We start from the raw sequence: 11,942 nt of genomic DNA on the forward strand, positions 1-11,942 counted from the left end.
TATGAATTTACTTAAAAAAACATCCGGTAAGATTTCATATGCAAGGACACTTCTGCCCACTCTCTTAACAATTATTCTTTTCATAATTGCAATTTTTATTGTGGTTATTCCTCAATTCGAAAATATAATACTCGACAGAAAGCGTGAGATGATAAGAGAACTTACTAATTCAACAGTAAGTATGATTAACAGGTGGCATCAAATCCAGTTAAACGGATTGATTTCTGAAACCGAGGCAAAGAGAAATGCCGTTGATCTCATTAAAAATCTCCGTTACGGTGAGGAACTCAAAGACTATTTCTGGGTTACAGATCTGCATCCACGAATGGTTGTGCATCCGTACAGACCCGATCTGGACGGAAACGACTTAACTGATTTCGAAGACCTTAAAGACAAAAAACTCTTTGTTGAAATGGTTGAAGCAGTTAAGAATTCCGGTGAAGGATTTGTCGATTATATGTGGCAGTGGAAAGATGATTCAACCAAAGTGGTGCCTAAACTCTCTTATGTTAAGAAATTTGAACCGTGGAACTGGGTTATAGGTACCGGAATTTATATTGAAGATGTAAAAATGGAAATCAGCCGGCTCGAACAGAAGATATTAACAATTTCGATAATTATTACAATCCTTAGTTCCATTTTACTCTCATACATAGCCTTTCATAATCTTAAAAATGAAAAACTAAGAAAAAAAGCTGAGGATGATCTTAAAGAATCTAGAGAAAAATACCGTGTTCTTGTTGAAGCCTCCGGTGAAGGGTTAATTATGATCCTGGATAATAAACAGACTTTCTATAACAGGACTTTTTATGCAATGTTAGGATACTCGGATACTGAAGAAGGTTTTGATCTTTTAAGGATCTTTAAAACTATGCCTGACTCAAAAGTATTCGACTTCTCATTCCTGCAAAGAAAAACTACGGATCAGGTTTTTAACGAGCAGATTGAAACAAAGTTAATCAAAAAGGACGGGGAACTGATAAATGTACTTCTGAGTATTTCTCCGATCTCTTTTTTGAATAACAATGGTATAGTTATAAATATTAAAGACCTTACTCTTCATGAGGAAATGAAAGAAGCTCTCGACTATACTAAAGAAAAGTACGTCTTTCTAACCAACCAGATCTCTGTGGGGGTTTTCAGGGCAACCCCGGATAATAAGGTAGGTCTGGTAGAAATTAACAATGCACTTAAAAATCTTTTAAATTTCAGTGAGGAAGAGGATCTTACCGGAAAATCACTTTTCGAATTTATATATAATGATGAAGACAAATCCTTATTCCTCGAAGAACTGAATAGAGAAGGATTTATTAAAAACAGAATTATTAAGCTTAAGAATGAAAAAGGTAAGTTATTAACCGCTTCTATCTCCGCCGCACTGGTAAAAGGAACAAATAACGAATACCGGTTTATTGACGGTATTATTCAGGATATCTCTGAACAACATCGGTCCAATAAGGAAAGAGAAAAAATTATATCCGACCTTCAATCGTCCGTTGTTATTCTAAGTCAGAGAATTACTCAATGCATCAAAAATATTCCTGTCTGTAAACCGGAATCATCGGTTTTGGAAGCAGCGGAAATTATGACAAACAGTCGAAGCAGAGCTATTATTGTTAAGGGAACTGATGAGGTGGAAAAAGGAATTATTACCGATCAGGATATTAGAGAAAAGGTTGTTTCTGCCGGGTATAATTTTAATCTACCTGTAAGTGCAGTAATGAATACTACTGTTTATTCTGTTCAGTCCAACGCAACTGTCTATGATGCACTTTTTATTTTGCATGAACACCAGACTAATCATTTAATCGTAAAAGATGCTGCCGGCAGAATTCAAGGTGTAATAGATTCAGATGACCTGTTAAATGTTTCTTATCCGCAGTTCCTGTTTTTTAAAGAGAATATTGAAAATGAAGTCGATTTTAAGAAACTTTCTGACTATAGGAACCGGCTTATACGTTTAATTTCCAGTTTAATCAGGAGCAATGTAGATATCCGGAGTTCAACTAAAATGATTTCCCTGGTTGCTGATTCTATCAGCCGGAGGGTTATTACAGGGGCAATTAATGAGATTGGAATCCCTCCCTGCAAGTTTACTTTTATTTCAATGGGAAGCGAAGGAAGGGAGGAACAGACCTTACTTACAGACCAGGACAATGCAATTGTATATGAAGACCCTCCCGAGCATTTATCAGCTGAAACTCACAATTACTTTTTAAGGCTTGGTGAAAAGATTTCTGATTATCTTAATTCAGCAGGATACAGCTTCTGCAAGGGACAAATAATGGCTAGCAATCCGAAATGGTGTCAGCCATTATCTGTATGGAAAAAATATTTTACGAGATGGATCACAGAAGCTGGTCCGCAGGACCTCCTTGATCTTAAAATCTTTTTCGATTTCAGATTTGTTTACGGAGATAATGAATTATCTTCACAGCTTAAGAAACATGTAAACCGGCTTGTAAACAGCAGCAGCAATTTCTTTCTTTTCCTGTCGGATAGTCTAATACACTCTGAACTTCCAGACAATGTCCTGAAGTTAAAAGCACCTGTAGATTTAAAATTATGTCTGCTGCCGGTTATCGACCTTGCAAGACTTTACGGACTTAAATATAATCTTACTACTTCAAATACGATCGATCGCCTCGAGTATATTCACAATGAAGGAATGATTTCCGATTCATTGTTCGAGAATATACTTTTCTCTTACAGTTTATTGATGAATCTGCGTCTCAAACATCAATCAGATCTCTATTCGGAAAGTTGCGCAATCGATAATGTCGTCAATCCGCAATCTTTTTCAGAGCTGCAGATACTGCTCATCAAAAAATATTTTGATCTTCTAAAGGATATTAAGGATAAGATCAGTATCGATTTTAAAGGGACACTAACAAGATAGTGTAACCAATTAAACTCAATAAAAGAAATTCATGTCTTTCCAATTCAGTAAAAATCGAGTAATTTCCACATAATCTTTTCAGATTACAATTCATTAATCAGTTCTAGTTTTAACCATTTATAAGGAGAAGTATATGGGTATTAAAGCTGAACGTGTCAAAGAGATCCTCGATTCACAAAAATTCAAAAATCTGGTAAAGCAGAGACTTACTGTTTCAATTACACTTACAATTATTATGCTTGTTGTTTATTTCGGATTCATCTTGTCCATTGCCTTCTACAAAGAATTCCTATCTTTTAAAATCGGAGAGCATCTTACTCTTGGGCTTCCCATTGGAATCGGACTCATAATATTTGCCTGGTTGTTAACCGGAATTTACATTCGCTGGGCTAACAGGAAATATGATAAAGCCGTTAGAGAGTTAAGAAACGAAGTGCTTGAGAACTAATACTCAAAACCTCAAAACAACTTTTTAACTGATTCAGGAGATTAACATTGGAAACAATTCAAACAACACTTGGGCAGGTTAATATAGCGTCCATAATTATTTTCTTTTCCTTCGTTGCCGTTACTTTGGGAATAACATACTGGGCGGCAAAGAAAACTAAAACTACTTCGGAATTTTATGCTGCAGACCGCAGCATCTCCGGATTTCAAAACGGTCTGGCTTTATCCGGGGATTATATGAGCGCCGCCTCCTTCCTTGGTATTGCCGGCATGGTTTCTCTCAAAGGGTATGACGGTCTGATCTATTCAATCGGGTTTCTTGTTGGATGGCCTCTCGTTATGTTCTTAATTGCAGAACCGCTAAGAAATCTTGGAAAATTTACCTTTGCCGACGTAGTTGCATACAGGTTAAAACAGAAACCTGTTAGAATAGCTTCTTCAGTCGGCTCTTTAATGACTATTATTTTTTATTTAATTGCACAGATGGTAGGCGCCGGTTCTCTTGTTAATATTTTATTCGGATTTCCGTATGAAATCGCTGTTGTAATTGTAGGAATTGTTATGATGGCTTATGTGCTTTTCGGTGGTATGCTTGCAACTACCTGGGTTCAGATAATTAAAGCAGTACTGCTTCTTAGTGGCGCTACTTTTCTGGTAATTATGACCCTTGCCCAATTTGGAATGAATCCTATTCTACTTTTTGAACAGGCTGCAAAAAAATACAGCGATGCGGTTCTATCTCCGGGTGGATTTGTTACAAATCCATGGGACGCAATCTCCCTCGGGATTGCTCTTATTTTAGGGACCGCAGGACTTCCTCATATATTAATGAGATTTTTTACCGTACCGGATGCCAGACAGGCAAGAAAATCGGTTTTTGTCGCAACTGGATTTATTGGCTATTTCTATATCCTTACATTTTTTATCGGATTCGGCGCAATGGTTCTTGTCGGACAGGATGTAATTTCCGGTATTGATAAGGGGGGCAACATGGCTGCATTGTTATTGGCTGAATCTGTCGGAGGCCAGTTTTTCCTTGGTTTTATTGCGGCTGTTGCTTTTGCTACAATTCTTGCCGTGGTTGCCGGTCTTACTCTTTCAGGTGCTTCTACTTTATCACACGATCTTTATGTAAGCGTTATTAAAAAGGGAAAAACGGATGAAGCCGGTGAAGTAAAAGTAGCCAGAATAGCTACACTTATTATCGGCGCTCTTGCTATTTTCTTAGGATTAGTATTTAAAGGTCAGAACGTTGCTTTTATGGTTGGATTAGCATTTGCTATCGCAGCCAGTGCTAACTTTCCTTCTCTACTCCTTTCAATTGTATGGAAAAGATTTACTACTAAAGGTGCGGTTGCCAGTATTATAACCGGCGCAAGTCTGGCGGTTATTTTAATTATTATCAGCCCGACTGTCTGGGTCGATATCTTTAAAAATCCGGAAGCATTGTTTGGATTAAAAAATCCGGCCATTATTTCTATGACTGCTTCATTTTTGATGGGAATTATTGTCTCTATGATTACTAAAGAGAAAGATGCTTCGGAAAAATTCGAGGATGAAAAATTGCGAACATATCTTGGTATCGGAGCCGAATAAAAATCATTACTGATATCAAGAGGAGATAAAATGAAAAAAAATATTTGCTTCCTGTTTTTTTCTTTCAGTCTATTATTAAATGGTCAATCAGAAATAAAAAATTTCGGTATATCATTTTCCGGTTATGTAAAATCGGATTTTATTTATGATACCAGACAGACTGTGTCCTTGAGGGAAGGACACTTTTTCCTTTATCCTCAGATTGAAAACCTGGATATAAACGGTAAGGATATTAATGCAAAATCGAGTTTCAATATACTTTCTATTCAAACCCGTCTTAATGGTCTGATTACCGGGCCGGATGCATTCGGTGCAAAAACTTCAGGACAAATTGAAGCCGAGTTTTTTGGTACCGTCGAGGGCGATATCAACGGATTCAGATTGCGTCACGCATTTGTAAAATTCGATTGGGATAAGACTTCGCTGCTGATTGGACAAACATGGCACCCGATGTTCGTTGCAGAAATGTTCCCCGGTGTTGTTTCGTTCAATACCGGTTCGCCATTCCAACCGTTTTCAAGGAATCCTCAGATCAGGTTTACTTATTCGGTTGAGAATCTGAAGTTTATTCTTGCAGCTTTATCCCAGCGCGATTTTCAAAGTAACGGTCCTAATGGATTCAGCAGTTCTTATCTCCGCAATTCGGTGATCCCCAATCTCCATGCTCAGGTTCAATATTCAATTAAAAGTAATTTATTCGGAGCCGGAATTGATTATAAAAGAATAACTCCAAGACTCTCAACCACCAAAAATGTTGCTACTGATAATTCGATTAGTTCCTTGTCTGCAATCGGTTATATGAAATTGAGCATTGCTCCTGTAATTTTAAAAACAGAAGTTGTTTACGGCAATAATCTTGCAGATCATCTGATGCTCGGCGGTTACGCTATTAAATCTATCAATGCTATTACAGGTGAGGAAGAATACACTCCCGCAAGTGTATTTTCTTTCTGGGGTGAAATCTCAACCGGGAAAGAAATTGAATTTGCACTCTTTGGAGGTTATTCGAAATATCTCGGCGCCGAGGATAATATCGTCGGGTCATTTTTTGGCAGGGGAAATAACATCGATAATCTATTAAGAATTTCTCCGCGGATTCAATTGAATTCCGGGAAAGCAAGATTAGCTGCTGAACTTGAGTATACTTCTGCCGGATACGGTACGCCTGATAATCTTAATAAGGGTAAAGTGGAAAATGTTAAGAGTGTCTCTAACCTCCGGCTGCTATTTGCTGTATTCTATTTTTTCTAATAATTAGTAGGGCGGATAAATTCTTTATTCGCCCTTATCTGAATATTTCCTGACTGTTTTTACCGATTCCTTTATCAGTTCTTTCAAAACTTTCACGTCTATATCTTCAAGTTTGTTAATGTAGAGGCACGATTTGCCGGTTTTGTATTTCCCCAGTTTTTTCATCAGCTCGGCATTTTTTGTAAATCCCATAAGTATATAAATAACCAGGTTCTGCTTCCTGGGTGAGAATCCGCATAGACACATATCTCCTTCTCTTCCGCTCTCATACCTATAATGATATTTACCGAAACCGACTATGCCCGGTCCCCACATTACAGGTTCTTCTCCTGTTATCTTTTTCATTATATCGATGATCTTATAGCAATCTTGTAATCTATTTTTATCTGCAGCACTTTTCAGGAATTTATCCACACTAGCTTTAGTCGGTTTTGTTTTATTTTCTGACATTTGAATTTCCCTTTATTTCTGTGATTAGTTCATTCATTTTCAAAATTGTATTCCAGTTTCTGGTAGTTGCCGCAACATTAAAAACTTCTTCTACAAAATTATTGGGGAAACCGAATCTGCCGTTTATCTCCTTAGTAATAGTATAAATCTCTCTTCCGGCGACGTGAATAATTTCAACATCTCCCTTTGCGGATACCAACGGAACTACTGGTTTTATTTTTAATTTTTCTTTAAGCAGGCTAACGTACAGTTTTGTTTTTGCCGGCAGCTTTAATTTATAGAATGGATTTTCTTTCAATATCGAATCAATCTCCTTCAATGTACGGATAACAAGAATTACATCTTTACTCAATTCCCGATGCAGTACTTTTTCAATTTTCAGTATAATTGTATTTTCAGATGAGAGAGGGGAATCAAAAAATATGTTGCCGGACTGAATGTATGTTTTAACGTTTCTCATTCCGGTTGCTTCAAAAATCTCCTTAAGGTGATCCATCTTTATTAGATTTTTGCCCCCTACATTAATACCTCTTAAGATACCTGCATAGCGATATCCCATTCTAATTCATCTTTCGTATTCTTATTTCGCAATCTTTTATGTCCTTCATTAATGAAATCAGCTCGTTGATATTTGTGTCTCCATAATGGTATGGATAAAGAACTTTCGGATGGAACATGTTTACTGCATCCGCTACCATTGGAGGTGTCATTGTATATGGCAGGTTCATTGGAAGAAATGCAACGTCTATATTCTTCAGCTCTTTCATCTCCGGAATCTTTTCTGTATCTCCGGCTATATAAATTTTCTTATTGCCAATTGTTAAAACATATCCGTTCCCTTCACCTTTGGGGTGGAAGGGCTGACCGTTATCACGCTTATGTACTAAATTATATGCCGGAATGGTTTCTATGTCTATTACTTTGTACTTGGCTTTATTACCATTTTTAAGTACTTCTGCACCGGTTGCTTTTTGCAGACTAAGCTCATTACAGAATATTTTTGTCCCTTTCTTAACGATTTGCCCGATAGCCTTAGCATCAAGGTGATCGCCATGATGATGTGTAATCAAAATTAAATCTGCTTTTTGTAGTGCAGAATAATCTGCGTATCTTCCTACAGGATCGATATGAATTGTTGTTTCATTGAATTCGAACATCAGAGTGCCGTGACCTATAAATGTAATCTTAAGATCGCCGGCATCCGTTTTAAAAAGGTCCTGCTCAAAATTATTCTGAGCTATTAAATGTGTAAACGAAAAAAGAATAAATGCTGCAATAAGAAATTTTTTCATCACTAAACCTTTTCATAATTATTAAAGATTTATTTCAATCAGTTCGATCTGTTCAATGTCATTTGTGCCGAGTCCGAATTCCTTTGAAATCCTGATATGCCGGGCAACGTTTTCATTTACAGGGGAGAGGCCTTCCTTAATTCTCTTCTCGTTAATTATACCGAGCATTACAGTATCCATAGCAACCGGATCGGTTCCGATCAGTATTCCGCCGAACGGCCACATAGACTTTCTTTCCCATCGCGGTCCGCCCTCAAATACGCCCATCAGTGCATTCGTGATTATAAGCTTCTGCTTATTCCTGATCTCAGGAAGCATATTGATTTCAGGGATCCCTGGATTTGTGCAGTTGTTGCTGTGAAATTCCCTCGCATTGCTTATCGAACCATAATGATTTTTTAACGCACCGGTAAATCCGGCGTTACCGTGAGTTTTAAGCTGCGGTATATTGATTATAGTATCGCAATACTCAGTTAGTATCTTTGCCAGGCCGGTCTTTTTATTGCCGACCGGATACTCTTCATTAGTATATCCGATACCGGTGTCGCCGCGCCTCGAGTCTACACATCCCAACACTCTTGTTTTACTCTTCTCCTTTTGAATTTTTAAACCGGCACTTATTAATTCCTCTTCACTTCTGTCCCAGACAATAAAATTATTTTCGGGGATTCCTGCTTTTTTACAGCTCTCAATAATTGTTTTTATGAATGCGTCAAAATGATTTGTAAGAGTTGTACCAGCAACAGAATTTAAACCCAGCGTATTAATTTTCAAGCCGATAATCTCATTTATACTGAAATTATTTTTCCAGAAATTGGCGGTGGATTTTTCATCGCTGTATTTCATTATCGCTTTTTCAAGCATTTCAGAAAGGAGGGAAGAGTCAACTATCCCTTCCTGGTTAATTACTTGCGGATTCTTCACAAGTACAATTCTGCTTTTAACTCCCCCCGGATTAATATATAGAACTTTTTTAAAATTGGAAGGTAAGGCACCAAGAAATGATAATCCCGCTGCGCTAATTGACGTAGCTTTGATAAACTCTCTCCGCGAGAGTCCGGCAGTACTTTTTTTCTTCTTCATCTATATTCCGTTATTAGTGATTCCGTAGATCACATTTTATCGAGGGCGGACTCATCCATATAAAAGATTTCCCATATATGGCCGTCCAAATCCTCAAAGCTTCTTCCGTACATCCATCCATGGTCCTGAGCTTCACGCGGTTCCTTTCCGCCTGCATCGAGTGCTCTTGCCATAAATTGATTTACCGCCTCTTTATTCTCCGCGGTGAGAGAAATTAAAACTTCGGTAGATTTTTTTGCGTCGGAGATCTCCTTGTTTGTAAAAGTCCTGAAAAATTTTTCGGTCAGGAGCATTACATAGATATCATCCGAAACAATCATACAGGTTGCATTTTGGTCTGTGAATTTTGGATTGAATGAGTATCCGAGCTTTGAGAAAAACTCGATCGATCTATTTATATCCTTTACAGGCAGATTGACAAAAATCTTTTGTGCCATACTGCTAAGCTCCTTTCAGAAATATATTTCGAATTGATAATAAAAATAAACCGTATAAAATTGCAAGTATGATTGAACGGAAAATGATAATCTGTTTGCATCTCCTGTAATCTAATTAACGTTACATAAGAGTTAAGAACATTAGAAATAATGTGTTATTTTCTTCTGAAAAGAAGTAGTAGTTGTCCGGCAGCAATTGTTGCAACTACTCCCGCAAAAGTAAACCAGGTCCAGGCAACAATTTTGAATGATATAACAAATATCATTACAATTATTCCGGTTGAGAAGCCAATCAGGGCTTCTTTCTCGCCGGCTTTCTTCACAAAAATGCCCAGCAGGAAAGTCCCTAATAGTCCTCCGTATGTAAAAGAAGCAATACTGAGTGCAAGTTCAACTACTGCCTGAGATGTGTTGATAAAAAAGAGTGCCGAACCGGTGAGCAGAAATGCCGCAATAATACTGAAGATTCGGCTCATCATGAGCTTTTCTTTTTCCGACCTGGATTTTTTTGAAAAGGGAAGATAAAGATCCATCATAGTGGAAGAAGAGAGTGAACTGATTGACCCTGCAAGTGTTGATAAAGCTGCTGCAAATAATCCTGCAATTATTATCCCGAAAATACCGGGGGGCAATTCTTCAATTATAAATTTAGGGAAGACCGTATCCGGTTTAATCTCCAATGTACCGTAATAAGAGTAGAGCAGAATTCCCATCATCAGAAAGACAGCAAACTGAATAATTACCAGAATTCCGCTTCCTATAATGGCTTTCTGACCATCTTTCAATGATCCCGTTGCAAGAAGGCGCTGAACAATTAATTGATCAGTACCATGGGAAGCCATTGATAAGAACGCTCCGCCCAGAATTCCCCCGATAAGCGTATACGGCTGACTGAAGAATCCGCTCAAACCGTTTTCGAAACCTGAATTAAAAATTGAAAGTTTGCCGGCAGCAGATGCTTTAGCTGCTGCGGTTTCCCATCCTCCCGGCAGAACCGATAATAGGTAAAGTCCCGCAAATAGTACTCCGCCTAAATAGATAAACATCTGAACCACGTCAACCCAGATAATTCCTCTTACTCCGCCCGTGTATGTATACAAGAGGGCAACAAGTGCCATTATGACTATTGCCTCAGGATAACTGATTCCTATCATCAGCTTCAGCGGAATAGCTGTTGCGAAGAGACGGACTCCGTCGGCTGCAATTCTCGTAAAGAGAAAAACGATTGACGCGAATGATCTTGTCCTCTGGCCGAACCTCTCGCCAAGATATGTGTATGCGGTTCTGAGTTCACCGCGAGAATATGCCGGGAGAAATATGAATGCGACTATTATACGTCCGATCAGATATCCGAATGTCACCTGAAGGAAATTCAGATTTGTAATGTATGCTAAACCCGGAATCGAAATGAACGTGAGTGTACTTGTTTCAGCGGCTACCATCGAAAAGCAGACCGCCCACCAGGCTACCGGCTTCGATCCGTGGAAATAATCTTTTAGGGTTCTCTGCTTGCCGCCGGATAAAATACCTATGGCCGCAATGACAATCAGATAAGCAATAATGATTAGATAATCGAGCTGACTTCCTTTCATATCAGGAGATCACCTTCCGAGTTTTAAAATTCTTACGGCACCCTTTATAACCAGAACGAATACAATTATACCTATTATCAGGTCCGGCTTGCTGGAATTAAGCACGTTAACAAGAATTCCTGCCGCAATAACACCGGCATTTATAATAACATCATTAGATGTAAAAATCATACTCGCCTGCATATGCGCTTCACTGCTCTTCGATTTTTGAAGCAGGTATAGACAGATTGAATTTGCTATCAATGCAAATACGGAGACAATTATCATTGTTGAAAAATCCGGGAGTGATTCTAAACCGAGAAACCGTCTAATCACTTCTACAAATCCGATTACGGCAAGTGCTAGCTGAAAATATCCCGAGAGCGTAGCGATCTTTTTCTTACGCGCGATTGTACCGCCGACCGCGAAGAGACTTATACCGTATACGAAAGAATCGGCTAGCATATCTAGACTGTCGGCAACGAGCCCCATCGAACCGGAGATAAATCCTGTTGTAATTTCAATTACAAAGAAAGCGAAGTTGATGCCGAGAACAGCCCATAATACTTTACTCTGATTAGTATGATCGTTCCGTTCGAAAGCTTCAACTTCTCCGGTTGAAACAATTTTATCTCCCAGTTTGAGATCTCCGATAGCTTTGCTGATACCGGCAATATTATCACTATGATAAACGGCCAGCATTCTATTCTGCAGATCGAATTCTAGATTTCTTATTCCGGAGATCCCCTCCAGCTTAAGCCGGATAAGATTCTCTTCCGATGGGCAATCCATCCCGGGAATTTCGAAAATTGTTTTCTGCACTTTCACATATTCCTTAAAATTTTTCTCGAAATATTGCCGGACTGACATTCAACAAGATTGTTTTTCTCCACTTAAATTTATTAATCAGTCGGGA

The 11,942-nt window shown here is 38.3% G+C and carries 11 protein-coding genes; 4 read left to right on the forward strand and 7 right to left on the reverse strand.

Going from position 1 to position 11,942, the window contains the following annotated elements; all coding sequences use genetic code 11:
- Position 1: 1 nt before the first annotated feature.
- From PLZ15_07575 to PLZ15_07590, 4 genes are all read left to right on the forward strand, one after another.
- Positions 2 to 2,899, forward strand: a complete 2,898-nt coding sequence (locus tag PLZ15_07575) for a DUF294 nucleotidyltransferase-like domain-containing protein (protein HOI29610.1) — start codon at positions 2 to 4, stop codon at positions 2,897 to 2,899.
- 133 nt (positions 2,900 to 3,032) lie between these two features.
- Entirely contained in the window at positions 3,033 to 3,347 is a 315-nt protein-coding gene (locus tag PLZ15_07580) for a DUF485 domain-containing protein (GenBank protein HOI29611.1), read from the forward strand.
- A gap of 47 nt (positions 3,348 to 3,394) precedes the next feature.
- Positions 3,395 to 4,942 carry a sodium/solute symporter gene (locus tag PLZ15_07585; GenBank protein ID HOI29612.1) on the forward strand — a complete coding sequence of 516 codons (1,548 nt, stop codon included), beginning with the start codon at positions 3,395 to 3,397 and terminating at the stop codon, positions 4,940 to 4,942.
- Between the two features lie 30 nt (positions 4,943 to 4,972).
- Entirely contained in the window at positions 4,973 to 6,193 is a 1,221-nt protein-coding gene (locus tag PLZ15_07590) for a hypothetical protein (protein HOI29613.1), read from the forward strand.
- A gap of 24 nt (positions 6,194 to 6,217) precedes the next feature.
- Here the strand turns inward: PLZ15_07590 and PLZ15_07595 are convergent, their stop codons facing one another.
- From PLZ15_07595 to PLZ15_07625, 7 genes are all read right to left on the reverse strand, one after another.
- Positions 6,218 to 6,643, reverse strand: a complete 426-nt coding sequence (locus PLZ15_07595; protein HOI29614.1) for a DUF1801 domain-containing protein — start codon at positions 6,641 to 6,643, stop codon at positions 6,218 to 6,220.
- Complete coding sequence (locus PLZ15_07600) at positions 6,630 to 7,202, reverse strand: DUF1697 domain-containing protein (GenBank protein HOI29615.1); 573 nt, start codon at positions 7,200 to 7,202, stop codon at positions 6,630 to 6,632. The genes PLZ15_07595 and PLZ15_07600 overlap by 14 nt, the downstream gene beginning before the upstream one ends.
- 1 nt (position 7,203) lies before the next feature.
- Positions 7,204 to 7,935 (reverse strand): MBL fold metallo-hydrolase, encoded by a 732-nt coding sequence (locus tag PLZ15_07605; GenBank protein HOI29616.1) that lies wholly within the window; start codon positions 7,933 to 7,935, stop codon positions 7,204 to 7,206.
- A 21-nt stretch (positions 7,936 to 7,956) separates the two neighbouring features.
- Positions 7,957 to 9,018: a DUF362 domain-containing protein gene (locus tag PLZ15_07610; GenBank protein HOI29617.1), complete on the reverse strand. Its 1,062-nt coding sequence runs from the start codon at positions 9,016 to 9,018 to the stop codon at positions 7,957 to 7,959.
- A 29-nt stretch (positions 9,019 to 9,047) separates the two neighbouring features.
- Positions 9,048 to 9,455 carry a VOC family protein gene (locus PLZ15_07615; protein ID HOI29618.1) on the reverse strand — a complete coding sequence of 136 codons (408 nt, stop codon included), beginning with the start codon at positions 9,453 to 9,455 and terminating at the stop codon, positions 9,048 to 9,050.
- A gap of 155 nt (positions 9,456 to 9,610) precedes the next feature.
- Positions 9,611 to 11,047 carry a sodium:solute symporter gene (locus tag PLZ15_07620; protein HOI29619.1) on the reverse strand — a complete coding sequence of 479 codons (1,437 nt, stop codon included), beginning with the start codon at positions 11,045 to 11,047 and terminating at the stop codon, positions 9,611 to 9,613.
- A gap of 9 nt (positions 11,048 to 11,056) precedes the next feature.
- Entirely contained in the window at positions 11,057 to 11,848 is a 792-nt protein-coding gene (locus PLZ15_07625; protein HOI29620.1) for a cation transporter, read from the reverse strand.
- Positions 11,849 to 11,942 lie beyond the last annotated feature (94 nt).

Source organism: Melioribacteraceae bacterium (assembly GCA_035362835.1).
In the GTDB taxonomy this organism is placed as follows: domain Bacteria; phylum Bacteroidota; class Ignavibacteria; order Ignavibacteriales; family Melioribacteraceae; genus DSXH01.

What these genes read in the sequence shown, in the direction of transcription:
- PLZ15_07600 (HOI29615.1), bottom strand. Translation starts at nt 7,202, where the DNA reads ATGGGATATCGCTATGCAGGTATCTTAAGAGGTATTAATGTAGGGGGC.
- PLZ15_07610 (HOI29617.1), bottom strand. Translation starts at nt 9,018, where the DNA reads ATGAAGAAGAAAAAAAGTACTGCCGGACTCTCGCGGAGAGAGTTTATC.
- PLZ15_07620 (HOI29619.1), bottom strand. Translation starts at nt 11,047, where the DNA reads ATGAAAGGAAGTCAGCTCGATTATCTAATCATTATTGCTTATCTGATT.
- PLZ15_07575 (HOI29610.1), top strand. Translation starts at nt 2, where the DNA reads ATGAATTTACTTAAAAAAACATCCGGTAAGATTTCATATGCAAGGACA.
- PLZ15_07605 (HOI29616.1), bottom strand. Translation starts at nt 7,935, where the DNA reads ATGAAAAAATTTCTTATTGCAGCATTTATTCTTTTTTCGTTTACACAT.
- PLZ15_07595 (HOI29614.1), bottom strand. Translation starts at nt 6,643, where the DNA reads ATGTCAGAAAATAAAACAAAACCGACTAAAGCTAGTGTGGATAAATTC.
- PLZ15_07615 (HOI29618.1), bottom strand. Translation starts at nt 9,455, where the DNA reads ATGGCACAAAAGATTTTTGTCAATCTGCCTGTAAAGGATATAAATAGA.
- PLZ15_07580 (HOI29611.1), top strand. Translation starts at nt 3,033, where the DNA reads ATGGGTATTAAAGCTGAACGTGTCAAAGAGATCCTCGATTCACAAAAA.
- PLZ15_07590 (HOI29613.1), top strand. Translation starts at nt 4,973, where the DNA reads ATGAAAAAAAATATTTGCTTCCTGTTTTTTTCTTTCAGTCTATTATTA.